Annotated in this window: 20 protein-coding genes and 1 pseudogene; 12 read left to right on the forward strand and 9 right to left on the reverse strand. The window is 63.8% G+C overall.

The features are described 5' to 3' along the window. The first annotated feature begins 2 nt into the window (after window positions 1-2). The 5 genes from IAE39_RS18070 (at window position 3) to qhpG (ending at window position 6,019) form a co-directional block, all read left to right on the forward strand. Entirely contained in the window at window positions 3-191 is a 189-nt protein-coding gene (locus IAE39_RS18070; RefSeq protein WP_236548678.1) for a hypothetical protein, read from the forward strand. Window positions 192-416: 225 nt separating this feature from the next. Next, entirely contained in the window at window positions 417-2,327 is a 1,911-nt protein-coding gene (locus IAE39_RS18075; RefSeq protein ID WP_201205031.1) for a sigma-54-dependent Fis family transcriptional regulator, read from the forward strand. 3 nt (window positions 2,328-2,330) lie between these two features. Next, the gene (locus tag IAE39_RS18080) at window positions 2,331-4,064 is read left to right on the forward strand and encodes an ABC transporter ATP-binding protein (protein WP_201205033.1); all 1,734 of its coding nucleotides are present in this window, start codon (window positions 2,331-2,333) and stop codon (window positions 4,062-4,064) included. Next, window positions 4,054-4,731 carry a subtilisin-like serine protease QhpE gene (gene qhpE, locus IAE39_RS18085; protein ID WP_201205035.1) on the forward strand — a complete coding sequence of 226 codons (678 nt, stop codon included), beginning with the start codon at window positions 4,054-4,056 and terminating at the stop codon, window positions 4,729-4,731. Before IAE39_RS18080 ends, qhpE begins: the two co-directional genes overlap by 11 nt. After that, a complete protein-coding gene (gene qhpG, locus IAE39_RS18090; RefSeq protein ID WP_201205037.1) occupies window positions 4,724-6,019 on the forward strand; it encodes a flavin-dependent monooxygenase QhpG in 1,296 nt (431 codons plus the stop codon). Before qhpE ends, qhpG begins: the two co-directional genes overlap by 8 nt. Window positions 6,020-6,157: 138 nt before the next feature. Here the strand turns inward: qhpG and IAE39_RS18095 are convergent, their stop codons facing one another. Continuing rightward, the gene (locus IAE39_RS18095) at window positions 6,158-7,471 is read right to left on the reverse strand and encodes a hypothetical protein (protein WP_201205039.1); all 1,314 of its coding nucleotides are present in this window, start codon (window positions 7,469-7,471) and stop codon (window positions 6,158-6,160) included. A gap of 155 nt (window positions 7,472-7,626) precedes the next feature. Continuing rightward, complete coding sequence (locus IAE39_RS18100; RefSeq protein WP_201205041.1) at window positions 7,627-9,120, reverse strand: aldehyde dehydrogenase family protein; 1,494 nt, start codon at window positions 9,118-9,120, stop codon at window positions 7,627-7,629. 495 nt (window positions 9,121-9,615) lie between these two features. Between IAE39_RS18100 and peaA the strand changes: the two genes are divergently transcribed. The 5 genes from peaA (at window position 9,616) to IAE39_RS18125 (ending at window position 15,952) form a co-directional block, all read left to right on the forward strand. Continuing rightward, window positions 9,616-11,181, forward strand: a complete 1,566-nt coding sequence (gene peaA, locus IAE39_RS18105; protein ID WP_201205043.1) for a quinohemoprotein amine dehydrogenase subunit alpha — start codon at window positions 9,616-9,618, stop codon at window positions 11,179-11,181. Window positions 11,182-11,229: 48 nt separating this feature from the next. Continuing rightward, a complete protein-coding gene (gene peaB / locus IAE39_RS18110) occupies window positions 11,230-12,660 on the forward strand; it encodes a quinohemoprotein amine dehydrogenase maturation protein (protein WP_201205045.1) in 1,431 nt (476 codons plus the stop codon). A 1-nt stretch (window position 12,661) separates the two neighbouring features. Then, complete coding sequence (gene qhpC / locus IAE39_RS18115; RefSeq protein ID WP_012272119.1) at window positions 12,662-12,985, forward strand: quinohemoprotein amine dehydrogenase subunit gamma; 324 nt, start codon at window positions 12,662-12,664, stop codon at window positions 12,983-12,985. 32 nt (window positions 12,986-13,017) lie between these two features. Further along, window positions 13,018-14,139: a quinohemoprotein amine dehydrogenase subunit beta gene (gene peaD, locus IAE39_RS18120; protein WP_201205047.1), complete on the forward strand. Its 1,122-nt coding sequence runs from the start codon at window positions 13,018-13,020 to the stop codon at window positions 14,137-14,139. A gap of 139 nt (window positions 14,140-14,278) precedes the next feature. Next, complete coding sequence (locus tag IAE39_RS18125) at window positions 14,279-15,952, forward strand: fatty acid CoA ligase family protein (RefSeq protein WP_201205049.1); 1,674 nt, start codon at window positions 14,279-14,281, stop codon at window positions 15,950-15,952. A 54-nt stretch (window positions 15,953-16,006) separates the two neighbouring features. On the opposite strand, the gene IAE39_RS18130 is transcribed toward IAE39_RS18125, so the two are convergent. The 6 genes and pseudogenes from IAE39_RS18130 to IAE39_RS18150 form a co-directional block, all read right to left on the reverse strand. Continuing rightward, window positions 16,007-16,438, reverse strand: a complete 432-nt coding sequence (locus tag IAE39_RS18130; RefSeq protein WP_201205051.1) for a hypothetical protein — start codon at window positions 16,436-16,438, stop codon at window positions 16,007-16,009. 230 nt (window positions 16,439-16,668) lie between these two features. Continuing rightward, entirely contained in the window at window positions 16,669-17,232 is a 564-nt protein-coding gene (gene mobA, locus IAE39_RS29720) for a molybdenum cofactor guanylyltransferase MobA (RefSeq protein WP_268934164.1), read from the reverse strand. Between the two features lie 282 nt (window positions 17,233-17,514). Next, window positions 17,515-17,955, reverse strand: a pseudogene (locus tag IAE39_RS29995) (Fic family protein); the annotation flags it as partial. Beyond that, window positions 17,952-18,221 carry a hypothetical protein gene (locus IAE39_RS18140; RefSeq protein ID WP_201205055.1) on the reverse strand — a complete coding sequence of 90 codons (270 nt, stop codon included), beginning with the start codon at window positions 18,219-18,221 and terminating at the stop codon, window positions 17,952-17,954. The pseudogene IAE39_RS29995 and the gene IAE39_RS18140, both read right to left, overlap by 4 nt. A 43-nt stretch (window positions 18,222-18,264) precedes the next feature. Further along, entirely contained in the window at window positions 18,265-21,411 is a 3,147-nt protein-coding gene (locus IAE39_RS18145; RefSeq protein ID WP_201205057.1) for an efflux RND transporter permease subunit, read from the reverse strand. An 11-nt stretch (window positions 21,412-21,422) separates the two neighbouring features. After that, window positions 21,423-22,598, reverse strand: a complete 1,176-nt coding sequence (locus IAE39_RS18150) for an efflux RND transporter periplasmic adaptor subunit (protein ID WP_201205060.1) — start codon at window positions 22,596-22,598, stop codon at window positions 21,423-21,425. 271 nt (window positions 22,599-22,869) lie between these two features. Here IAE39_RS18150 and IAE39_RS18155 point away from each other — a divergent pair, with 271 nt between their 5' ends. Then, entirely contained in the window at window positions 22,870-23,571 is a 702-nt protein-coding gene (locus tag IAE39_RS18155) for a response regulator transcription factor (RefSeq protein ID WP_201205062.1), read from the forward strand. A gap of 6 nt (window positions 23,572-23,577) precedes the next feature. Continuing rightward, window positions 23,578-24,876 carry an ATP-binding protein gene (locus IAE39_RS18160; RefSeq protein ID WP_201205064.1) on the forward strand — a complete coding sequence of 433 codons (1,299 nt, stop codon included), beginning with the start codon at window positions 23,578-23,580 and terminating at the stop codon, window positions 24,874-24,876. Between the two features lie 117 nt (window positions 24,877-24,993). On the opposite strand, the gene IAE39_RS18165 is transcribed toward IAE39_RS18160, so the two are convergent. Further along, entirely contained in the window at window positions 24,994-26,085 is a 1,092-nt protein-coding gene (locus IAE39_RS18165; protein ID WP_201205066.1) for a GGDEF domain-containing protein, read from the reverse strand. Window positions 26,086-26,153 lie beyond the last annotated feature (68 nt).

Genomic DNA, 26,153 nt, shown 5'->3' on the forward strand with positions numbered 1-26,153 from the left:
GGCTGTTCCGGGGCCACATTTCAGTTTCTTGGGATTTCAGACAGAGCCTAGAACTGACCAAGCGCACCTGTCGCGATCTGTTGTTGAGCAAAGACCACGGGCTGGATTCGGCCAAGGCGGTGGTGGAGGCGTTGCTGGATGGGGTTGAGAGGCAGCAGCTGGCAGGGCGGGGGATGGTGGTGCCGGTCTGAGGGCGGTTTGGGTTTCTAAGCGCCTGGCGATAGAGATTTGGCGCCTGTGGGATCGAGCGCCGCGCGGGCGGCGCTCGATCTCAGCCCCCACCCAAAACCCAAGTCATACAACCCCAGCCATCCCCAATCCATCAACCAGATGACGCCCAGCCATTTCTCCCGCACACTGCGGAAAATTCCCAAGCCCGTACCCCGCCACCTTGCGGGGCACAGCCGGAGTAGCAAATGGCGCGACAACTAATAACAAACGCCCAAGACCCGCTGCACGAATCCCGCCAGGCCCGCCTGAAGCTGGCCAGCGAAGGCGAGCTGCCGCTGGGCATGCTGCGCGACGAGATCGACGCTTCCTGGCGGCGCAGCCTGGGTCATGGCCTGGATTGCCTGCAAGGTGAACAGGTCGGCCTGGGCCTGGAGCAGGGCCACGACCTGCGCATGCTGCTGGAGCGCAACCGCCTGCTGGTCGATGCCGTTACCCCGGAACTGGACTACCTGGTCGCGCGCCAGGGCAAGGCCGGTATCGTCATCCTCGGCGATGCCCAGGCCAACGTGCTGGCGATCGAAGGCCAGACCCATGTACTCAGCCGCGAGGGCCTGCGCGACCTGCACCCGGGCAGCTGCTGGAGCGAATCGCTGCGCGGCACAAATGCCATCGGCACCGCTGTGGTGGAAGGCCGGCCAACGCTGATCAACTGCGGCGAGCATTACCTCGACCGGCTCAGCCCGTTCTCCTGCACCTCCGTGCCGCTGCGTGACCCGCGTGGTGAGGTGATCGGCGTGCTCGACATCACCCGCGAAGGGGTGATGGCGCAGCCGCAGGACAGTCTGTCGACACTGATGCTGGCCGCCGGCAATATCGAAAGCCGCATGTTTGGTTTGTGCCACCCGGAGCAGCTGGTGCTGGCCTTCCACAGCCGCCCGCAATACCTCAACAGTGCCTGGCATGGCCTGCTGGCGCTGAGCCTTGACGGTGAAGTGCTGGCTGCCAACGACAGTGCCTGCCAACTGCTTCAAGTGCCACGCCACGAGCTGATCGGCCGGCGCAGCACCGACCTGCTGGGCGAACGCTCGCCAGCCTTCATCGCCCGCCTGTGGCAGGGCGGGGTAAGCAGTGTGCAAACCGCCAAGGGCGAGTTCTATTTCCGCGCCCTGCAACTGCCGCGCCATGGCCGGATCAACGGCAGCACGCCGGTCAGTAAGCCGACGTTGAGCAAGCAATCGCCGGCACTGGACGCGCTTGCCGGTGGCGACCCACGCCTGGCGCGCAACCTGCGCATGGCCCGCCAGGGGCTGGGCAATGGCTTGCCAGTGCTGCTGCTGGGTGAGACCGGCACTGGCAAGGAAGTGGTCGCCCGTGCCTTGCACCAGGCCAGCCCGCGTGCCGACAAGCCGTTCGTGGCAGTCAACTGCGCGGCTATACCCGAAGGGCTGATCGAGTCTGAACTGTTCGGCTACCGCGAAGGCGCCTTCACCGGTTCGCGCCGGGGTGGCATGGTCGGGCGGCTGATGCAGGCCCATGGCGGCACGCTGTTCCTCGACGAAATCGGCGACATGCCCCTGGCTTTGCAGGCGCGCCTGCTGCGGGTTTTGCAGGAGCGTCGTGTAGCACCCTTGGGGGCAGGGGACGAGCAGGACATCGACGTGGCGCTGATCTGCGCCACCCACCGCGACCTCAAGCGCCTGGTGCAGGAGCAACACTTTCGCGAAGACCTGTACTACCGGGTCAACGGCGTATCGCTGCGCCTGCCGGCACTGCGCGAGCGCGACGACCTGGCGGCGATCATCCAGGGCCTGCTGGACAAGTCCGAAGCCCGCGGCGTTACCCTCGACCCTGCGCTGAGCGCGTTGCTCGAAGGCTTCGACTGGCCGGGCAACATCCGCCAATTGGAAATGGTGGTGCGCACTGCACTGGCCATGCGCGAGGACGGCGAGCAGGTGCTCACCCTCGACCATCTCACCGACTGCCTGCTGGATGAACTGGCCAGCAGCACGACGCCTTCCGGCAGCCTCAAGGACACCGAGCTGGAACAGATCCGCGGTGCGTTGGCGCGCCACCAGGGCAACGTTTCCGCCGCCGCCGAGGCACTGGGGATCAGCCGGGCGACGCTGTACCGTAAGCTCAAACAGTTGCGTGGCTGAACCATGGGCCCATTGTTCGCAAGGCTGGTGGACTCCAGCGACCCTGTACTCATGCGCCAGGCATTGGCCTGGCTGTATGGTTTCGTGCGCCCGCACCGGCGTGCCATCGGCCTGTTGCTCGGCTTGTCGCTGGGTGCCTCGCTGTTGGCACTGGCGCAACCCTGGCTGGTCAAGACCCTGATCGACGAGGGGCTGCTGGCCAAGAACTACCAGACCCTCTGGCACATGGCGGCGATCATGATTGGCGCCGGCCTGCTGGGTACCGTGCTGGCCGGGGTCAACCGCTACCTGCACACGCGCCTGTCGGGGCGCATTCTGTTTGCCCTGCGCGATGACCTTTACCGCCACCTGCAGCAGTTGTCGCCAACGTTTTACGGGCGGCGGCGTATCGGCGACATTCTTTCGCGGCTGGATGGCGATGTGGCGGAGATCCAGCGCTTTGCCGTGGACTCGCTGTTCTCGGCGGTATCGGCAGTGATCGGCCTGGTGGGCGCAGTGGCATTGATGCTGATGCTGTCGTGGCAACTGTCGCTGCTGCTGGCGCTGCTGGTGCCGATCGAGGTGTTGTGGCTGCGCTGGATGCGGCGCAAGGTGGAGCGCGAAGTGCGTAACCTGCGTGAGCGCTCGGCGGATGTGTCGTCGTTCCTGGTCGAGACCTTGCCGGCGATGAAGTTCATCCAGGCGGCCGGCCAGCAGAACCGCGAGGCGGGGCGGCTGGACCAACTTGGCCAAGGCTACATGCGCCAGTTGCTTAAGGTGCAGGTGACCGAATTCTTTACCCAGGCGATCCCGGGTACGTTGACCTCATGGTGTCGCGCCTGTGCGTTTCTGGTCGGTGGCTGGTGGGTGATACAGGGTACCTGGCAGCTGGGCGCCTTGATCGCGTTTTCCACCTACATGGGCATGGCGGTGGGGCCGGTGCAGAGCCTGCTGGGCCTGTACGTGGCGGTGCAGCGCATGGCCGTAAGCCTGGGGCGGGTGATGGAGTTGAAGCAGGAGGCGGTGGCGGTGCGCCCGGCAGCCAACCCGCAACCCATGCCCGATGGCCCGGGCGAATTGCGTCTGGAGGCGCTGAGCTTTGCCCACGAGGGGCGCCAGGGCGCCGTGCTGAACAATATGCAGGTGAGCATCCCCGGTGGCCTGAAAGTGGCCATCAGCGGTGCCTCCGGGGTGGGCAAGTCCACCTTGATCGACCTGCTGCAGCGCTTCTACGACCCGGATGCCGGGCGCATCCTGCTGGACGGCGTCGATTTGCGCGAGCTTGACCTGGCCGCACTGCGCAGGCGTATTGCCGTGGTCAGCCAAGACATCGTGCTGTTCCGTGGCACCTTGGCGCAGAACCTGGCTTACGGCGTGCCCGAGGCCAGCCGTGCCGAGCTGGAACGGGTGGTGCGCCTGGCACGGCTGGACAGCCTGGTCGAAAGCCTGCCACTGGGCCTGGACGGCCTGCTGGGCGAGCGGGGCCAGCAGCTGTCCGGTGGCCAGAAGCAACGCATCGCCATTGCCCGCGCGGTATTGCAGGCCCCGGCGATTCTGGTGCTGGACGAAGCCACTTCGGCAGTGGACGAAGCGACCGAGCGCGAAGTGATCGCGGCCATCGACGAACTGTTTGCTGGCCGCACACGCATCCTGATCAGCCACCGCGCTTCAACCCTGGCCGATGCCGACCTGCACTTGCAGTTGCATGACGGCACATTGCAGGTGCTGGCGCAGGAGGTGATCAGGCATGGGCACTGACCTGCGCGTTGGCGTCATCGACAGTGGCTGCTCGCTGGAGCAGGCCAGTGATTTGCTGGGGTCCCGTCGCTTCTGGCTGGAAGACGGCCAACTGCGTGAAGGTGCAATGCTGCCTGACCAGCTTGGCCATGGCAGTGCGGTCCTCGCAGCCTTGCAGCGTGAGGCCGGGCCGGTGCCGGTGCTGGTGGCACAGGTGTTCAGTGCCCAGGCCAATACCAGCGCCTTGCAAGTGGCAGCTGCCTTGCTGTGGCTGGTGGAAGCGGGCGCTACGCTGGTCAACCTCAGCCTTGGCTTGCAGCAGGACAGGCCGGTATTGCACCAGACTTGCGCCGAGGCGTTGGCTGCCGGTGTGCTGTTGTGTGCTTCTAGCCCGGCGCAGGGTGGGCCGGTGTACCCGGCCAACTATCCCGGCGTAATCCGCGTCACCGGTGATGCCCGTTGTGCACCGGGCCAGTGGTCGTGGCTGGGAACTCGTCAGGCAGATTTTGGCGGCTATGTCGGGACGGGCGACAAGGCGGGCGCGAGCCTCGGCTGTGCGGCCCTGAGCGGGAGGATTGCAGCGTTGCTGCGTGATCAACCGGAGCTGGATCGCCAGCAGGTGCATGACTGGTTGCGTGACCATGCAGCCTTCACTGGCCCCGAGCGACGAGGTGCCAGCCATGGCTGAACCGCGCATTGTGGTGCTGGGCGCTGGCCCTGCCGGCGCGGCTACGGCCATTGGCCTGCGGCGGCTGAGATACGCCGTGACGGTGGTATCGGACTGGCGCCGCTTTGCGGCAGTCGAAGGGGTATCCCAGCGGGTGCTGGAAGGCTTGCGTCACGCAGGCCTTGGCGGGGCCTTGAGCCAGGCGGCCATGCCGGCCAGCAGACAGGTGCACTGGAATGGCCAGCATCTGCAGATGAACCAGGAATTTCTGCTCGACCGGCAACGCTTTGACCGGGCGCTGCGCGAAGACCTTCAACGGGCGGGCGTGAGCGTGGTCGAGGCGCGGGTGCGTGAAGTCGCTCACGAGGGCGGCCATCGTGTTTGCCTGGACGATGGGCAGGTGCTGGCGGCCGACTTCCTGGTCGAGGCCCGTGGCCGCCAGGCTCCGCTGGCTGCAGACCGGCTTCGTGGGCCGGAGACGGTTAGCCTGCTCAACGTGTGGCAGGGTAGCCCGGGGGCGCCTGCGTCGGCGGTGGAAAGCCTGGAGGATGGCTGGGCGTGGATGGCACGGCTGGAGGATGGCCGCTGCTACTGGCAGGTCACCCTGAATGCCGCAGGGTTGCCGGGCAAGGCCGGGTTGGCGGATTACTGTGCGCAGCGGCGTGCCCGCAGTGCGCAGGTGGCTGAGTTGTTCGATGAGCAGGCATTAAAGCCTGCACAGGTACATGCACGCAGCAGTACTGCGATTCTGGCCGGGGAGTGCGTGGGGCAGGACTGGATTCGGGTGGGTGATGCCGCAATGGCGGTTGACCCGCTGTCGGGCAACGGGATTTTCCAGTCGCTGTCTTCGGCGTTGCAGGCGCCGGTAGTGATCAATACGTTGCTGCGTAGGCCCGAGCGGGCTGCGTTGGCGCGGCAGTTTCACCAGCAGCGGGTTGAGCAGTTGTTCTTGCGCTTTGCCAGGATCGGGCGGGACTTCTACGGGCAGGAGCAGAGTCGGGCGGGGCAACCGTTCTGGTCGCGCCGCCAGGGCTGGCCGGATGCGCAGCCACTGCATCTGCCGGCGGATTGGCATGCAGTGCGGGTCGAGCGGCGGCCTGTGCTGCGTGACGGGCTGGTGGATGAGGCCGAGGTGGTGGTGACGGCGGATCAGCCGTTGGGGGTGTGGCATTTGCAGGGGGTGGAGTTGGCGCCGGTGGTGCGGGAAATTCGCAGTGGTCGGCCGGTTGAGGCTGTGTTGGCGGGCCTTGCGGGTGAACAGCAGCAGATGATGGTGCGGCGTTGGTTGGGCGAGCAGGGGTTGGTTTGAGAGTGCCGGGGCCGCTGTGCGGCCCTTTCGCGACACAAGGCCGCTCCTACAGGTACAGCGCCGCCCGTGAGCTTGCGCGGTCCTTGTAGGAGCGGCCTTGCGTCGCGATGGGCTGCAAAGCAGCCCCAAAATATCGAGTCAGAAGAAAGTCCCGACGATTAGTTGCAGATAGGTTCCGGTGTCCGTTCCCCCCAACTGCGTCCCTCCATTCGCCGCACTGCGCTCCGGCTTGTAGAACCCCACCACAGGGCTGATCAGCAAGTGGTCGTTGACCATCCATTCCACATACAGGTCCAGTTCCCGCCCGCCGAGGTTGCCTTGGTCGGTATCCAGCGTATCGAAGTCGAAATACAGTGCCCCAACGGTCAGGTTGTCCCGTGGCTTGCCCTTCAGCGCCACATGGTGCACCTGGCTGTTCTTGTTGAACGGCCCGGCATAGTTGGCCGCCACTTCACCCTGGAACCAGGTGCCATAGCCACGGCTCAGGCCATAGAACAACGGGTCGAAACCTTCGGAAAAGCGGCTGTAGCGGTAGGTGGCGGTCGGTGTCCAGGGCAGTTCGGAGAAGGTCCAGTTGCCCTCCAGGTACCAGGCGTTCTCGCGGCCGCCGGCTTTGTCCTGGGTCACGTATTCGGCGGCCAGCTCCAGGTCTTTCACGCCCAGGTTGCCGCGCCCACGCAGGCTGGCGGTGTCCATGCCGTCGCGGTGTTCCAGGCCCAGCAACTGCGCATAGCGCTGGTCCACGTCCAGGCCGCGGATCCAGCTGAAGCCGACGGTGCCGGTGTCGCCGACATGCTCAAGGTTGGCCACCGCCAACGAGGTGTCGGCCTGGTAGTGGTTGTCGGATTTCAGCCACATCAGGTCGCCGCGCCAGCCTTGCTTGCCACCCAGGCGCAGCACGGCGGTGCGGTCGAAGGCCTTGCGGGCGGCCAGGTAGTAGGCGCCGCCGCGGTCGAAGTTGGCGCCCAGGTCGACCTTGCCGAGGTTGACCGGGTCGCCCTGGATCAGAAAGCCGTCACCCAGGGTGACCACCTGGCGGCCACCGGAAATGTCCACGCCGTCTTCGCCCAAGGCCGGGAACAGGTTGGCCGAGCGCCAGCCCAGGTACAGGTCTTCGATGGCGGTGCGGCGCTCATCGCCCAACGTCAGGCCGGCCGCGTCGCCATCGCCCCAGGTGGCAGAGCTGAGCAGGTTGAAGGCGCCGTACAGTGCGCCGCTGTCGGCCAGGGCCTGGCTGCCGCTGAGGCCGTACTTGATGTAACCCTCTTGCCAGGCGCTGCTGCCGGGCTGGCGGTTGCCGGCCTGGTTGAAACTTTCATCGCTGTGGAAGACGCCGAACAGGGCTTCGAGGTCGGCGTTGAGGGTGGTGCCGTTTTGGTTGTACAGCTCGTAGGCTTGGGTGGCGGGTGCGGCTAGTAGCAGGGCCAATGTGCAGGCGAGTGTGTGCTTCATGGTTTTGCTCCATGGTTTTTTATTGTTGTTTTTGGGGTGCCTGTGCCGGCCTATTCGCGGGTGAACCCGCTCCCACAGGGATCCCACATTTTTCAGGTATGTGGTGATCCTGTGGGAGCGGGTTCACCCGCGAAGAGGCCGGCACAGGAAAACGATCAGAGCTTGATCAACACCGATTTGAGCTCGGTGTAATGCTCGATGGCCGCCGCACCCATCTCACGGCCGACCCCGGACATCTTGTAGCCACCAAACGGCAGCGCCGGGTCCAGCGCGCTATGGCAGTTGACCCACACCGAGCCCGACTTGATGCGCGGGATCATGCGGTGCACGGCGGCCAGGTCGTTGGACCAGATGCTGGCGCCCAGCCCGTAGGGGTTGTCGTTGGCCATGCCGATCATTTCGTCGAGGTCGTCGAACGGCATCGCCACCAACACCGGCCCGAAGATCTCTTCCTGCACCAGGCGGTGGCGCTGGTCGACATCGACGATCACCGTCGGCTTGACGAAGTAACCCGGGCCATAGCCTTCGCCACCACAGGCAATGGTCGCACCCAGTTCGCGGCCAAGCTCGATATAGCCAGTAACGCGATCCTGCTGCTTGGCCGAGATCAGCGGGCCCATTTGCACCGCCGGGTCCAGCCCGCTGCCCAGCTTCATGCCATTGGCGATACCGGCAATGTCGGCCACCACGTTGTCGAAGTGCTTGCGGTGCACATACAGCCGTGAGCCGGCGCAGCACACCTGGCCCTGGTTGAAGAAGATCGCCGTGGCGGCGCCGGCGGCGGCTTCCTGCAGGTTGGCGTCGGGCATGACGATGGTGGGCGACTTGCCGCCCAGCTCCAGGGTGACGCGGGTCATGTTGTCCATGGCCGCCTTGCCGATCAGCTTGCCGACCTCGGTGGAGCCAGTGAAGGTCAGCTTGTCCACGCCCGGGTGGCGGCTGAGCGCGGCGCCGGCGTTCAGGCCGGTACCGGTGACCACGTTGAACACGCCGGCCGGGTAGCCGGCTTCGTCGACCAGTTCGGCCAGCTTGAGCACGCTTAGCGGGGTTTCATCGGCGGGCTTGAGCACGACGGTGCAGCCGGTGGCCAAGGCCGGGCCGAGCTTCCAGCAGGCCAGCAGCAACGGGAAATTCCAGGCGACGATGGCGCCGACCACGCCGACGGCTTCGCGGCGGACGAAGCCATGGAACTGGTCGTTGGGCATCAACGGCATGGACGCTTCGACGGTGCTACCCTCGATCTTGGTGGCCCAGCCCGCCATATAGCGCAGGAAATCGATGGCCAGTTGCACGTCCATCACCTGGGCCACGGCGGCGCTCTTGCCGTTGTTCAGGCACTCCAGTTCCGCCAGTTGGCGGGCGTCGCGCTCCATCAGGTCGGCCAGGCGCCACAGCAGGTTCTGCCGTTCGCGCGGGCGCAGGCGGCTCCATTGTGAATCGTCGAAGGCCTGGCGTGCGGCGCGTACGGCGCGGTCAACGTCTTCGGCCTCGGCGGCGGGCACTTCACCCAGCACTTCACCGGTGGCCGGGTTGCGGAACGACAGGGTGCGACCGCTGGCGGCGTCCTGCCAGTCGGCGCCGATGCGCATCTTCAGCTTGCGTTCGAGAAAGGCGCGGGTGGCGGGCAGGATGGGCAGGTCGGAAAGCATGGGGCTGTGCCTCTTGTCATTGGATGTGACGGGCACTGGCGCAATGGCCGTGCCAAGCTGGGCAGATGGCTGCAAAGCGTTGAGTGCGTTGGGTTTTGTGTGGATGCAAGGGGGTGATTGCAGGCGTGCGCTGTTGCACATTGAGACGGTGTGAGACGGTGGTGAAACAGTGGGTTCAAGGGCCTCTTCGCGGGTAAACCCGCTCCCACAGAGATAGTGTTCACTGTGAGCTGGCATCGTCCCTGTGGGAGCGGGTTTACCCGCGAATGGCCTGCACAGCAGGCCCCTGTCTCAACATGAAACACCCTGTCGCGAAATGGCACGCTGCAATTGGCCATCGCTGCCGGAATCAAAGCCCGCAAAACTGGCTAAAAGGTTGAAAGGAAACGCTTTTACAGCACCTGGCACAGTTCCTGTATCACAACCCTCACATGCACACCTGCTGTACCAAAGCGTGCGAAAAACGATAAGAACAACAACCGTGGAGGTCTGACCTTGAAGACGACTCGACTCCGGCGGCATGCGGGCAAACTGGCGCTGGTCGCCGCCGCGCTGCTGAGCACCCAGGCCATGGCGGCCGAGCAGGGCCCGAGCCTGTTGCAGAACAAGTGCATGGGGTGCCATATCCCCGAAGGCAACGATACCTATAGCCGCATCAGCCACCAGCGTAAAACACCGGAAGGCTGGCTGATGAGCATCGCCCGCATGCAGGTGATGCATGGCCTGCAGATCAGCGATGACGACCGCCGAACGCTGGTCAAGTACCTGGCCGACAAGCAGGGCCTGGCGCCCAGCGAAACCGAGGGCGTGCGCTACGCCATGGAGCGCCGGCTGAATACCGTCGAGCACTTCGACACCCAGCTCAGCGAAACCTGTGGCCGTTGCCACTCCGGTGCCCGCGTCGCCTTGCAGCGGCGTCCCGCCAAGGAATGGGAGCACCTGGTCAACTTCCACCTCGGCCAATGGCCGTCCCTTGAATACCAGGCCCAGGCGCGTGACCGCGACTGGCTGCCGATTGCCCTGCAGCAAGTAGTACCTGAGCTGGCCAAACGTTACCCGCTGGAAAACGCGGCCTGGGCCGAATGGCAGAAAGCCAGGCCCAAGGCCGACGCGTTGCCTGGGCAGTGGGCCTTCAGCGGCCACATGCTGGCCAAGGGCGATGTGCGCGGGGTAATGAGCGTTACCGCCGACGAGGGCGACACCTTCAAGGTCGAGGTCAAGGGCGCTTACGCCGACGGCACGCCGTTCAACGGCAGCGGCTCGGCAATCCTTTACAACGGCTATGAATGGCGCGGCAACGTCAAGGTCGGTGATGCCAACCTGCGCCAGGTGTTCGCCGCGCTGGATGGCGAAATGAAAGGCCGCATGTTCGAGGCCGAGCACGATGAGCGCGGCCTGGATTTCAGCGCCGTCAAAGAAGGCAAGGCGCAACTGCTGGCGGTGCAGCCGGCGTTCATCAAGGCAGGCACCGAAAGCGAAATCACCTTGGTCGGCAGTGGCCTGAACGGCAAGCCGGACCTTGGCGCCGGGGTGGAGGTGACCGAAGTGCTGGAGCAGACCGCCACCTTGGTACGGGTCAAGGCCCGCGCAGCAGCCGATGCCAAGCCTGGTCAGCGCGAAGTTGCAGTAGGCGCGCTCAAAGGCGTCAACCTGGCGGTGTACGACAAGGTTGATGAAGTGAAGGTAGTGCCGGCGTTCTCCATTGCCCGCATTGGCGAGAACGGCGCTTCGGTACCGAAGGTGCAGGGCCGTTTCGAGGCCGAAGCCTGGGGTAAAGACGCCAACGGGCAGCCACTGCGTATTGGTTACCTGCCGGCCAGCTGGAAGGTCGAGCCGTTCAACGAGCGGGCGGTCGAGGACGAAGACGTCAAGTTCGCCGGGCAGATGCAGGCCGATGGCGTGTTCGTGCCAGGCGGTGCCGGCCCCAACCCCGCGCGCAAGATGATGACCAACAACGCCGGTAACCTGAAGGTCATCGCCACCCTGGCCGACGGTGGCCAGACCGGCGAAGGGCACATGATCGTCACCGTTCAGCGCTGGAACAACCCGCCGCTGCCGTAACGGCTAGGCGCAACGGTTTTCCAACGAATCGATTATCGGGAGGTCGCCATGGGCGCACTACTGAACCTGGTCGAACGCAACCTGCATGAAGTGCAGGTCGATGCCGACCGCATGCTGTTCCATATCCCCAGCAGTTCGCTGTTTGCCACCGATGCGGTGACGGGCAGCATCATCGATGCCTTGCGCCAGCAAGGCTGCTCGGCCGAGGAGCTGACACAGCGCCTTGGCCAGCAGTTTGCCGGCGACGATATTCAGAACACCCTGCGCGAGCTGATCGCGCTGGAGCTGGTCAGCGACGGTTCGCCGCTGACGCCGGAAATCGCCCTCAAGCAGGTCGAGCGCACCGCGTTGAACACGGTGGTGCTCAACGTCAACACCGGTTGCAACCTGAGCTGCACCTATTGCTACAAGGAAGACCTGGACAAGCCTTCTGCCGGCAAGAAGATGAGCACTGACACCGCCGAAGCGTCGGTGGAGATGCTGCTCAAGGAATCGCCCGACGAGGACCGCTACAGCGTGGTGTTCTTCGGTGGCGAGCCGTTGTCCAACCGGCCGTTGATCGAGCACATGGTGGCGTACTGCGAGCGGCGTTTTGCCGAAGCGGGCAAGCAGGTGGAGTTCATCATGACCACCAACGCCACCTTGCTCACCGAAGAGATCATCGACTGGCTCAACGCCCACCGCTTCGGCCTGTCGATCAGCATCGACGGCCCGAAGACCGTGCACGACCGCAACCGCATTACCGTGGGCGGGCAGGGCACCTATGACGTGGTGCGGCGCAAGGCCGACCTGCTGCTGTCGCGCTACACCAGCCGCCCGGTGGGTGCGCGGGTCACGCTGACCCGTGGCATCACCGACGTCGAGACCATCTGGAACCACCTGTTCAACGAAATGGGCTTCGCCGAAGTCGGCTTTGCCCCGGTCACCTCCGGCGACATGGCTGACTTCAACCTCACGGGCGAAGAGCTGGTGCAGGTGTTCGCCAATATGAAGGCGCTGGGCCGCAAGTACCTGGAGGCGGCGCTGGAGCACCGCAACATCGGTTTCTCCAACCTGCACCAGCTGATCACCGACATCCACGAGGGCCACAAGAAGGCCCTGCCGTGCGGTGCCGGGCTGAAGATGCTGGCAGTGGACCACAAGGGCGAGTTGAACCTGTGCCACCGCTTCACCGGCTCCAACCTGCCGACCTTCGGCAACGTGCACCAGGGCGTGAAGCAGGCGCAGCTCAACGACTTCCTGTCGCAACGCCTGGACCGCAGCAATACCGGCTGCGAAAGCTGCCGCATCCGCAACCTGTGCTCGGGCGGCTGCTACCACGAAAGCTATGCGCGCTATGGCGACCCGCAGCACCCGACCTACCACTACTGCGAACTGATGCGTGACTGGGTCGACTTCGGCATTGAAGTCTACAGCCGCATCATGGCCGCCAACCCGGCCTTCATCGACCGCTACATCACCCCGCGGAAGGCGCACTGACATGAAGCACTTGAAGCCCCTGAACAACAAGGCGCGCATCCTCGAGCAGGCCGCCGCCGAAGACCGCGTGGAAGAAGTCATGGCCATGAGCGCAGTGGCGGGTTGCACCGCCACCACCGACCCGGGCTGGGAAGTGGACGCCTTTGGTGGCGTGAGTTCGCTGTGCCAGCCGATGGAAGCCGACCTGTATGGCTGCTCCGACCCTTGCTGGTGGCCGGCTCAGGTGCCGGACATGATGAGCACTTACCAGGACTGGAACGCCCAGGCCACCAACTCGGCGGATGACTGGCGCAACCTCGGCACCGTGTTCCCGAAAGACAAGTGACCGGCCCAACAAGAATGACAAGGGGAAACCGCATGAAAGCTGGACGCTGCGCACCACTCGCGCTCACCATCGCCGCCACGGCCTTTGCCGGGCTGGCACAGGCCGACGACACCGGGCCGGCGCTGAAGGCCGGCCACGAATACATGATCGTGACCAATTACCCGAACAACCTGCATGTGGTCGATGTGGCCAGTGACACGGTGTACAAGAGCTGCGTGATGCCCGACAAGTTCGGCCCGGGCACCGCGATGATGGCTGCGGACAACCGCACCGCCTACGTGCTCAACAACCACTACGGCGACATCTACGGCATCGACCTGGACACCTGCAAGAACACCTTCCACGCCAACCTGTCGAGCGTGGCGGGCGAGGTGGGGCGCTCGATGTACTCGTTCGCCATCAGCCCGGACGGCAAGGAAGTGTACGCCACGGTCAACCCCACCCAACGCCTGAACGACCACTACGTGGTCAAGCCGCCACGGCTGGAAGTGTTCAGCACTGCCGATGGCCTGGCCGCCAAGCCGGTGCGTACCTACCCGATGCCGCGCCAGGTGTACCTGATGCGCACGGCCGACGACGGCACCCTGTATTTCGCCGGGCCCGACATCTACAAGATGGACGTGAAGACCGGCAAGTATTCGGTGGCGCTGCCACTGCGCAACTGGAACCGCAAGGGTTACAGCGCGCCGGACGTGCTGTACTTCTGGCCGCACCAGAACCCGCGCCACGAGTTCTCGATGCTGTACACCATTGCCAGGTTCAAGGATGCCAAGCAGGACCCGAACGAGGCCGAGTTGTTGTACGGCTACCTGAGCGTCGACCTGAAGACCGGCAAGACCCATACCCAGGAGTTTGCCGACCTGACCGAGCTGTACTTCACCGGCCTGCGCTCGCCCAAGGACCCGAACCAGATCTATGGCGTGCTCAACCGCCTGGCCAAGTACGACATCAAGGAGCGCAAGCTGATCAAGGCAGCTAATCTGGAGCACACCTATTACTGCGTCACCTTCGACAAGAAGGGTGACAAGCTGTACCTGGGCGGCACCTTCAACGACCTGGCGGTGTTCAACCCGGATACGCTGGAGAAGGTGAAGAACATCAAGTTGCCGGGTGGTGACATGTCGACCACTACGCCGCAGGTGTTCGTCCGTTAAACCGGTGCTGGCTTCTTCGCGGGTAAACCCGCTCCTACAAGGACCTCCACAGGCCCCACATGTGGCGCAACCTTTGTAGGAGCGGGTTTACCCGCGAAGAGGCCGGCCCATACAACACAAGAACAACAAGAGATCGCCCATGCCCCAGCCAAGCTACTCCCAGGGCAACCAGGCCAAACCCCTGCTTACCCAATGCATCGGCGACGCCTTCGACACCACCGTCGCCCGCTTCCCTGACCGCGAGGCCCTGGTAGTTCGCCACCAGGCCCTGCGCTACACCTGGCAGCAACTGGCCGAAGCCGTCGACCAGCACGCCCGCGCGCTGATGGCGCTGGGCGTGCAACCCGGTGACCGCCTTGGCATCTGGGCACCCAATTGCGCCGAGTGGTGCATCACCCAGTTCGCCAGCGCCAAGGTTGGCGCGATCCTGGTCAACATCAACCCGGCTTACCGCTCCAGCGAACTGGACTACGCCCTCGGCCAGTCCGGCTGCCGCTGGATCATCTGCGCCGATGCATTCAAGACAACCGACTACCACGCCATGCTGCTCGCCCTGATCCCGGGCCTGGCCAACGGCCAGCCGGGCGCACTGGTCTGCGAGCGCTTCCCCGAACTGCGCGGTGTGGTCAGCCTGGCTGCTACACCACCGTCGGGTTTCCTCGCCTGGCACGACCTGCAAGGGCGCGCCGAGGCGGTCAGCCGTGAAGCGCTGACCGAACGCCAGGCGCAACTGCGCTGCGACGACCCGATCAACATCCAGTACACCTCGGGCACCACCGGTTTCCCCAAAGGCGCCACCCTCAGCCACAGCAACATCCTCAACAACGGCTACATGGTCGGCGAAAGCCTGGGCCTTACCGAGCATGATCGGTTGGTGGTACCGGTGCCGCTGTACCACTGCTTCGGTATGGTCATGGCCAACCTCGGCTGCATGACCCACGGCAGCACCCTGATCTACCCCAACGACGCCTTCGACCCGCTGGCCACGCTGCGCGCGGTGGCAGAAGAAAAGGCTACTGCGTTGTATGGTGTGCCGACCATGTTCATCGCCGAGCTGGACCACCCGCAGCGCGGTGAATTCGACCTGTCGAGCCTGCGTACCGGGATCATGGCCGGTGCCACCTGCCCGATCGAAGTGATGCGCCGGGTGATCGGCGAAATGCACATGGCCGAAGTACAGATCGCTTATGGCATGACCGAAACCAGCCCGGTGTCGCTGCAGACCGGCGCCACGGATGACCTGGAGCGCCGGGTGACCAGCGTAGGGCGCACCCAGCCACGGCTGGAGAGCAAGGTGGTGGATGCCGACGGCAAGACCGTGCCACGCGGCGAAATCGGCGAGTTGTGCACCCGTGGCTACAGCGTGATGCTGGGTTACTGGAACAACCCCAAGGCCACGGCCGAGAGCATCAATGAAGAAGGCTGGATGCACACCGGTGACCTGGCGGTGATGGACAAGCAGGGCTATGTGCGTATCGTCGGGCGCAGCAAGGACATGATCATTCGCGGGGGCGAGAACATCTACCCGCGCGAGTTGGAGGAGTTTTTCTTCACCCACCCGGCGGTGGCCGATGTGCAGGTGATTGGCGTGCCGTGCAGCAAGTATGGTGAGGAGATCGTGGCCTGGGTACGGTTGCATCCGGGGCATGTGGCCAGTGAGGAAGAACTGCGTGAGTGGGCGAAGGCGCGGATTGCGCATTTCAAGGTGCCCAGGTACTTCCGCTTTGTCGAGGAGTTCCCGATGACGGTGACGGGCAAGGTGCAGAAGTTCAGGATGCGCGAGATTATGATCGGGTTGCTGCCTGATCGTTAAGCCCGGAGGCGTACGCCCTGTTCTGCTTGAGGCACAAGACAGGGCGTACGTGTTTCAGTAGACGACTGAAACATAGCGCGGTTGATTGGCTTCATCCGTCGCAGCGCGCTCACATTTCATGACCCTTACACCTCGGGCCACTGTTTCGTTGCCAAGCGTCACGTTGTAGATGTCGGACAGCGGGCAGATGGCAGTGGTGGTGCCGTTCACAACAACCCTTAATTGGAAAGTGCCCCCATCGTGGCCCTCAATTTGATAAGGTTTGATGATCAGCGTCTCAGTGCCATTTACTAGGCTTTTAAGGTTGTTGCTGAAAGTGATGAGGTTTGCCGACTTTGCATTTTCGATCTTGTAATGGGTATAGGTTCTGAGGGGGAGTTCATGATTAAGGGTGGTTTTGTCGAGGTCGATCGAGTAACCGTTATTGCCTTCGCCGTCGCTGTACAACGTAAGCAACGGCATTTTCGCATTGTCTGTGGTGCTCATGTTGGCTCTCCGAATGTCGAGGTGGTTCAACGGTATCGAGTCTGACTCAACAGGGTATGTTGTTTCTCGAATCAGAGCCTAACCAGTCGCTTTGGGGGATGTCACCTGGCATTTTTGATAGGTGCTTCAGTGCTTGCAGGCATTAATCAATGTCGCAAATGAGCCCTCTGGGGCCCTTTGCAAGCGGTCCGCCGCCTCGGCAGGGGAGCCCTGTCCGGACCGGGCAGGCTTTAGCCTTGCAGTAATGTCGGGCTGTTGAAATTGCTCAGCCGACGATCACCTTCTGTACATTCCAGTGCCTGTACCTTGTCGCGCAGCAGGGCCTTCTGCAAGCTCCGCTCTCCCTCGGCCCAGGCCTGTTCCAGCACCGGCAACACCCGGCGCGGCAGCACGCTGAACATCGGTTGCCAGTACCCACCCTGGCGCACCATCGCCGCAGTGTCACCTGCTACCGCTACCTGGAGCAGGTCCTGGATCAACGTCCGGTCAACCAGCGGCGCATCGCAAGCCAATAGCACCACCCATTCATGCCGCGCCACCTTGAGCCCGGCAATCACCCCTGCCAGCGGCCCAGGGAAGTCCACCTCGGCATCGCCCACCAACTGGTCAGCGTATGCCCGGTAGGCATCCTGGTTACGGTTGCAGGAAATCACCAGGTCGTCGCTCAGCGGCCGCACCACACGGTGCACATGCGCCACCAGTGGTTCGCCTTGCCAGTCGATCAAGCCCTTGTCACGGCCACCCATACGCTGCCCGCGGCCGCCGGCAAGGATCAACAGAGAGCAGGACGGCAGTGAGCGATAACCCTGATAAAGCGCCTGCACCTCTGGATCGTCCAGGCTTTCATACCTGATGTTGTCTTTGTCCAGACCATCCAGTCCCTGGATTGCGCCTATCACCTCTGGCCATTGCGCTCTGTGCGAAACATCCATCAGGAAGGGTTTCAGGTAGTTGTCCAGATGACCTTTCGAGGGATGGTTGATTTCAGCGCTCAAGGCTGAGGGGTAGTCATCCTTGAGGGTGCGAGACCAGTCGATGGCAAAGCCGGCACGATGACAGAGTTCCATGAACACCAGCAGTATCGTTCGACCGTTACCATCCAGAAATGGATGCGCATCGGCCAATAGCCCGAGTACTTCGCCTGGGTGCTGCCTGAGCCGCTGCTGATCTTGCCCCAGTTTCAGCGCATGGGATGCCCAGTGTTGAATCTGGTCGGGAGGGCAGAATGCGGTATGCCGAGGATCACTGTCTGTTCCCTTGAATACCGCCAGTCTTGGCACAAGTTCGGCGCGGTCCTTGCCGGCCCAGGGATAGAAGTCCAAGAACAGTAGTTGATGCAGCTCCAACAAGGTCTGGTAGGTGATGTGCTGACAAGTGGAAAGCAGGGTAATGGCGTCTTCCAGGCTGGATTCAAACGCCAGGTGCTCCATTTTCTTGATTTGTGCGGGGTCTTTGAGTTTAAAGACGTTTCGCAGGTAACCTGCGGACTGAAAATCGTCGAACGGATCGAACATCATGCGCTGATCTTTCGCCCATTGCCGTATTCAGGCGCTTCATTCAGGTAGCGGGCTTCCAGCTCGAGTATCTGTCGCTTGGTAAGAATGCCTTTCTTCTTGAGCGAAACCAGCATTCTTTCGATGTCGTCAAGGGTGACGGCATCACCCGACATGCGGGTTATTGTCGTTGCCAGGTCGCTGAAACGGTCCTTTTCGCTGGTAACACCATGCTGTTTGGCTAGTTCCAGAACCTGGCTCTTGATGCTGGCATCGCGGGCTTGTGTCATTTCAGCTCCTCCACCGATGCCAGCAATATTAACATACCCACTTTTACCCGTGCGGGCTGCCATCCACAGCGGCGTCTACCCGGCCAGTTGTCTGGGTGGCGTTTTTGCCTTGCCCAGACATCCGCATCACCACCACGAAGAACACCGGCACGAACACCACCGCCAAGGTAGCGCTGAGCATGCCGCCGATCACACCGGTGCCGATCGCCTGCTGGCTTGCCGAGCTGGCACCGCTGGCGATGGCCAGCGGCACCACGCCGAGGATGAACGCCAGCGAGGTCATCACGATCGGCCGCAAGCGCAGGCGTGCGGCCTGCACGGCGGCATCGACCGCGTCCACGCCCTGGTCGACCAGGTGCTTGGCGAACTCGATGATCAGGATGGCGTTTTTCGCCGACAGGCCGATCAGGGTGATCAGGCCGACCTTGAAGAACACGTCGTTGGGCATGCCGCGCAGGGTCACCGCCAGCACCGCGCCGAGTACACCGAGCGGTACCACCAGCAGTACGGCAGTGGGGATCGACCAGCTTTCGTACAGCGCCGCCAGGCACAGGAACACCACCAGCAGCGACAGCGCCATCAGCATCGGTGCCTGGCTGCCGGACAACCGCTCCTGCAGCGAAAGGCCGGTCCATTCCAGGCCAGCACCGGCTGGCAGCTGCGCCACCAGGCGCTCGATTTCGGCCATGGCTTCGCCTGAGCTGTAACCCGCCGCCGGTTCCCCGGAAATCGACACCGCCGGGTAGCCGTTATAGCGGGTCAGCTGCACCGGGCCGCTGACCCATTTGGCCTGGACGAATGCGCCCAGGGGCACCATCTTGCCGCTGTTGTTGCGCACATGGACCTTCAGCAAGTCTTCGACCTGGCTGCGCTGGTCGCCTTCGGCCTGCACCACCACCCGCTGCATGCGGCCCTGGTTAGGGAAGTCGTTGACGTAGCTGGAGCCGATAGCCACATCCAGCACCGTGCCGATGTCGGCAAACGATACTCCCAGGGCATTGGCCTGGCGGCGGTCGATTTCCAGTTGCACCTGCGGGCTTTCTGCCAGCGAGGCTTCGCGCACGTTGGTCAGCACCTTGCTCTTGCCGGCGCTTTCCAGCAGTTGGTCTCGGGCCGCCATCAGCTCGACATGGCCCATGCCGCCACGGTCCTGCAGGCGGAATTCGAAGCCGGTCGACTCACCCAGGCCGTCGATCGGGGGTGGCAATACCGAGAAGGCGATGGCGTCCTTGAGCTGGCTGAAGGCCATGGTTGCGCGATCGGCAATCGATTGGGCACTGTCGTCGGCGCCGCGTTCGGACCAGTCCTTGAGCGTGGTGAAGGCCAGCGCCGCGTTCTGCCCGCTACCGGAGAAGCTGAAACCAAGGATGAGCGTGGTGTTGCCGACCCCGGGCTCTTCGGTGTTGTGCGCCTCGATCTGCGCGGCCACCTGTTCGGTGCGCATGCGGCTGGCGCCCGGCGGCAACTGGATATCGGTGATGGTGTAGCCCTGGTCTTCAGTGGGCAGGAACGCTGTGGGCAACTGGCTGAAACCATAGCCCAGCACCCCCAGCAGCAGCGCATACACAAGCAGGTAGCGCCCGCTGCGCTTGAGCGCCTGCATGACCCAGCGCTGGTAGCCGTTGCTCATGCCCTCGAAGCGGCGGTTGAACCAGCCGAAGAAGCCCTTGCGCTCGTGGTGCTCGCCCTTGGCTACCGGCTTGAGCAGGGTGGCGCACAGCGCCGGGGTAAGGCTGAGGGCGAGGAATGCGGAGAACAGGATGGACACCGCCATCGACACCGAGAACTGCTGGTAGATCACCCCCACCGAGCCTTGCATGAAAGCCATGGGCAGGAACACCGCCACCAGCACCAGGGTGATGCCGACGATGGCGCCGCTGATCTGGCCCATGGCCTTGCGCGTGGCTTCCTTGGGCGGCAGGCCTTCTTCGGCCATGATGCGCTCGACGTTTTCCACCACCACGATGGCGTCGTCGACCAGGATGCCGATGGCCAGCACCATGCCGAACAGGGTCAGCACGTTGATGGAGAAGCCCATCGCCAGCATCACGGCGAAGGTGCCCATCAGCGCCATCGGTACCACCAGGGTCGGGATCAGGGTGTAGCGCAGGTTCTGCAGGAACAGGAACATCACTGCAAACACCAGCAGCATGGCTTCGAACAGGGTATTGATGACCTGCTCGATCGACACCTTGACGAATGGCGAGGTGTCGTAAGGGATGTCGTACTTGACGCCTTCCGGGAAGTAGCGCGCCAGCTCCTGCATCTTCGCCCGCACCAGGGTGGCGGTTTCCATGGCGTTGGCGCCCGGCGACAGCTGGACGCTGAAGGCGGTGGCCGGCTTGCCGTTCAGGCGGGTGCCGTACTGGTACTCCTGGGCACCGATCTCGACCCGGGCGACATCGCCGATGGTAACCGTGGAACCGTCCGGGTTGGCCCGCAGCACGATGGCGGCGAATTCTTCGGGGCTGCTCAGCTGGCCCTTGACCACCACGTTGGCGGTGATTTCCTGAGTGCTGCGGGTGGGCAGGTCGCCAATGCTGCCGGGGGCCACCTGGGCGTTCTGGCCGGCAATGGCTTCGGCCACATCGTTGGGCGTGAGGTTGAAGCCGACCAGCTTGCGCGGGTCGATCCAGATGCGCATGGCACGTTCCGAGCCATACAGCTGGGCCTTGCCGACGCCCTTGAGGCGGCGGATTTCATCCATCACGTTACGCGCCAGGATGTCCGACAGGGCGGTTTCGTCGAGCTTGCCGTCTTCGGAGGTCAGGGTGGCCAGCAACAGGAAGCCGGTGGACACCTTTTCCACCTGCAGGCCCTGCTGAGTGACCGGGCGCGGCAGGCGCGACTCGACTACTTTCAGGCGGTTCTGCACGTCAACCTGGGCCAGGTCCGGGTTTGTGCCGGGGGCGAAAGTGGCCGTGATGGTGGCGCTGCCCAGGCTGCTCTGCGACTCGAAGTACAGCAGGTTGTCGGCACCGTTGAGTTCCTGCTCGATCAGGCTGACCACGCTTTCGTCCATGGTCGCCGCCGAGGCGCCCGGGTATACGGCGTAGATCTCTACCTGCGGCGGTGCCACGTTGGGGTACTGGGCTACCGGCAATTGCGGGATGGCCAGCGCACCGGCAAGCAGGATGAACAGGGCGACTACCCAGGCAAATACCGGGCGGTCGATGAAGAATTGCGGCATGAATCAGGCCCTCACTGGCCGGTGTGCTGTGCGATGGGCGGTGCCCCAAGGGTGTTGTCGACCTGTACCTGGTCACCGGCCTTGACGTGTTGCAGGCCCTCGATGACCACGCGCTCGCCAGGGGCCAGGCCCTCACTGACGATCCAGCGGTCGCCCTGGGCGCTGCCCAGCACCACCTGGCGGTCGCTGACCCGCGCCTGCGCGTCGACCACCAGCACCTTGGGTACGCCGGCGCTGTCGCGCAGGATGGCGCGCTGCGGCACGCTCAGGCCCTTAGGCTGCACGGCCTGCTCCAGGCGTACGCGCACGTAGCTGCCGGGCAGCAGGTCGAGGTCCGGGTTGGGGAACTCGCTGCGCAGGGTGATCTGGTTGGTGCTGGGGTCGACGCTGATGTCGGAGAACAGTAGTTTGCCCGGCAGCGGGTAGGCGCTGCCGTCGTCCTGGATCAGCGTGGCGCGGGCCTGGCCGGCGCCTGCCTGCTGCAGCTCGCCAGCCCGCAAGGCGCGGCGCAGGGCGTTGAGCTCGCGGGTCGACTGGGTGACATCGGCATGGATCGGGTCCAGTTGCTGGATGGTCGCCAGCGGCGTGGTCTCGTTCTGCCCGACCAGTGCGCCTTCGGTCACCTGGGCGCGACCGATGCGACCGGCGATGGGCGCGGTTACGGTGGCGTAGCCGAGGTTCAGGCGGGCGCGCTCCAGTGCCGCCTTGGCTTCGGCCACTTCGGCATCGGCCTGCAGGAAGCTGGCCTTGGCGTTGTCGTATTCCTGGCGGCTGACCGCCTTGTCGTCGACCAGCTGGCGGTAGCGCTGCTCTTGCAGGCGGGCCTGGTAGCGGGTGGCCTCGGCCTTGGCCAAGGTCGCGCGGGCGCTGTCATGGTCGGCCTTGAACGGTGCCGGGTCGATCAGGAACAACACATCGCCCTGCTTGACGTCGCTGCCTTCGCGGTACACCCGCTTCAACACCACGCCAGCGACCCGTGCGCGTACCTCTGCAGTGCGCGGGGCGAGGATACGGCCGCTGAGTTCGCTGCTGATGGCCAAAGGCTGCAGTTGCAGGGTTTCGACCCGCACTTGCGGGGTGGGGGCTTGTTCTTCCTGTTCGGCGCTGTCGTCGCAGCCAGCAAGGGACAGGTTCAGGAGCGCCAGAAGCGCCAGGGGACGCAGGCGTGGGGGGAGGGTAGTAGGCATGCGGATCTTCCGATGATGACCTTGTATATGCTAAGGCAGGCGCTGCCTGGGCGGCTGTTAATACCTGTAGGGCGAGTGTGAAAAAGTGTGAAGAACAATCCTGTGGTGGCGCAGTGTTCTATATCCTGAGTATTCCTGTGCCGGCCTCTTCGCGGGTAAACCCGCTCCCACAGGTATCGCACAGGTTTCAGATACTGTGCGGTCCCTGTGGGAGCGGGTTCACCCGCGAAGAGGCCAGCGAGGTTTACCACAACCTAGATCCCAACCGCCTATGCCGAATATTTTCCTGGTCGAAGACGACAGCGCCCTGTCCGAGCTGATCGCCAGCTATCTGCAACGCAACGACTTCCATGTCCAGGTGATCGCCCGGGGCGATCATGTGCTGGACGAGTACCGTCGGCAAAAGCCCGATCTGGTCATCCTCGACCTGATGCTGCCGGGTATCGATGGCCTGCAATTGTGCCGCCTGCTGCGTCAGGAGTCGCAGGGCCTGCCGATCCTGATGCTGACTGCCCGCGATGACAGCCATGACCAGGTGCTGGGCCTGGAGATGGGCGCCGACGACTATGTGACCAAACCCTGCGAGCCCCGCGTGCTGTTGGCCCGGGTGCGTACCCTGCTGCGCCGTAGCAGCGTCAACGAGCCGCGGCTGGACAACGACCTGATCCTGATCGGTGGCCTGCGCATCGACCTGGCCGAGCGCACGGTCAGTTGGCGTGGCGATGAGGTGGAGCTGTCCAGCGGCGAATACAACCTGCTGGTGGTGCTGGCACGCAATGCCGGGGAAGTGATGAACCGCGACCGCATCCTGCAGCAACTGCGTGGCATCGAGTTCAACGGCACCGACCGTTCTGTGGACGTGGCCATTTCCAAGCTGCGGCGCAAGTTTGACGACAACGCCGGTGAAGCGCGCAAGATCAAGACCGTATGGGGCAAGGGCTACCTGTTCAGCCGCGTCGAGTGGGAGTGCTGACCGGCCATGCTCAAGATCCTGGTGCGGTTGTACCTGGTGATCATCGTCGCCTATGCCGGCGCGCTGCTGTTCATCCCCGATACCATCGTCGGCATGTTCCACGACCGTTTCATGGCCTACAACCTGGACCAGGCCAAGGGTGTGCAGTCGTTGATCGTACGCCAGTTCCGCCAGGCGCCGCGTGAGCAGTGGCCAACCGTTGAACAGGAGCTGGCAGATGACTTTGCGCCGTTGCAACTGCAACTGCTGCGCGTGGACCAGGCCGACCTGAGCGAAGAGGAACAGGCACGCCTGGAGCATGGGCTGTACGCCGTGCGGATTGCCGACTGGGGCTACTACGAGACGATCCTGGCGCCGCTGGACAAGCAGTGGCTGGTGCGCCTGCACTCACCACCAGACCCGCTGGACATCAACGTGCTGTCGTGGGGTGTGACCGTGCTGATTGGCGCGGCCATGCTTGGCTGCTTGCTGCTGTGGGTATGGCCGCACTGGCGTGACCTGGAACGCCTGAAGGAAACCGCCCGGCGCCTTGGCCAGGGGCAGATGGCCGAGCGTACGCATATCTCACCGCACTCCAACATCGGTGAGCTGGCCGGGGTGTTCGACACCATGGCCAGCGACCTGGAACGCCATGTCAACCAGCAGCGCGAGCTGCTCAATGCGGTATCGCACGAGTTGCGCACGCCGCTGACCCGGCTGGACTTTGGCCTGGTGTTGTTGTTCGACGAGGTACCGCCGGCCAGCCGCAAGCGCTTGCTGGAGCTGGTCGGGCATGTGCGCGAGCTGGATGAGCTGGTGCTGGAGTTGCTGTCCTATAGCCGCCTGTACAACGCCGACCAGGCCCGTGAGCGGGTGGAGGTGTCGTTGCTGGAGCTGGTCGATAGCGTGCTGGGTGGTTTCGCCGAAGAGCTGGATGGCCGGGGTATCCAGTGGGAAGTGCAGGCCGAAGGTGAATTGCCGCGCTTTGTGCTGGACCCACGGCTGACGGCGCGGGCGGTGCAGAACCTGGTGCGCAATGCCATGCGTTATTGCGATGAGAGTTTGTTGCTGCGCTTGCGCCTGGAAGCGGATGGTGGCTGCTTGCTGACGGTTGAGGATGACGGGATTGGTATTCCGGTGGAAGAGCGCGAGCGGATCTTCCAGCCGTTCTATCGCCTGGACCGTAGCCGGGACCGCAATACGGGTGGGTTTGGTTTGGGGTTGGCGATCAGCCGGCGGGCGATCGAGGGGCAGGGCGGGACCCTGACCGTGGCGCAGTCGGCGTTGGGTGGGGCGCAGTTCAGGATTCGTTTGCCTGCTGGTTGATCGGTTAGCAGGCCCGGCCCTTTCGCGGGTAAACCCGCTCCCACAGGGACCCGCGCAGATTTAGAACTTTGCGCAGGTCCTGTGGGAGCGGGTTTACCCGCGAAAGGGCCGGGCCTGCTAAGCCTGGTCTGCCAGCTGGCTTGACCACAGTACAAAGCGGTCCTTGCCACTGTGCTTGGCCTCGTACAAGGCCTGGTCGGCGCGCACCAGCGCGGTGGTCAGGCTATCACCCTGGTCAACCCGGGCCAGGCCGATGCTGATGGTCACCGGGTGCTCGCCAAGGTCCTCGCGCACCCGTTGGCACAGCGCCGCCACCTGCTGCTCGGCAGCACGCTGGTCCAGGCCTTGGAAAAAGATCGCGAATTCCTCGCCGCCCAGCCGGGCAAACTCGAAGCCGGCCATGCTTGCCTTGATATGCAGGGCCACGCGCTTGAGCACTTCATCGCCCACGTCATGGCCAAAGCGGTCATTGACCCGCTTGAAATTGTCGATGTCGATCATCGCCAGGTATTGCCCGCCTGTGGCCATGCGCAGTTGGCGGTCGGCCTGGGCCATGAACGAGCGACGGTTGGGGATTTCGGTCAGGGCATCGATGTAGGCCTGGTCCAGCAGCACCTTGGACAGGTAGAAGTTGTGCAGCTTGGCCTTGCGCATCTGCAGGTAGCTGTAGATCACCAGGCCGCTGAGAAACACCGCATAGCTGATCAGCATGGCGCCTTCGAGTTGATCGGGCTCGATGCGCGTGTGGTAGAACGGGTTGAGCACCACCCACGTGATGACCATGGCGCAGAAGAATGACCAGCGCCGCACCGGTAGCACCGACACGGCATACAGCACGGTGGACACTCCAAGCACCAGCCAGACCGGGCGCAGGGCCAGCGGGATGCCCTCGATCACCAGGCGCATGCCCAGGGTGATGGTGGCGACGAACAGCAGGTTGAGCACGTCGAAGTGATGGCTGCGGCGGGTGAAGCGTAGCACCACGGTCTGGCAACCAAGCAGGGTGATGAACAGGTAGGACAGCCAGGTGAAGCCCTGGCCGCCAAGGAAGCTGACGATCAGGTCGAAGACCAGCCAGATCAGGATGCTGACGCAGAACACCAGTAGGCAGAACGGGCGCATGGCCTCGAATTCATGCTGGCGGAATTCGGCGCGCAGGGCGGCGGGGGCGACCTGCTTGCGGACGTGGGCTTCGATGGTTTTGAACATCGGGGGCTCCTGGGGGTACAGCTTTACCAGGCCCGGCCCTTTCGCGGGTAAAGCCGCTCCCACAAGGA

The organism is Pseudomonas sp. S37 (assembly GCF_016658545.1).
GTDB lineage: Bacteria > Pseudomonadota > Gammaproteobacteria > Pseudomonadales > Pseudomonadaceae > Aquipseudomonas.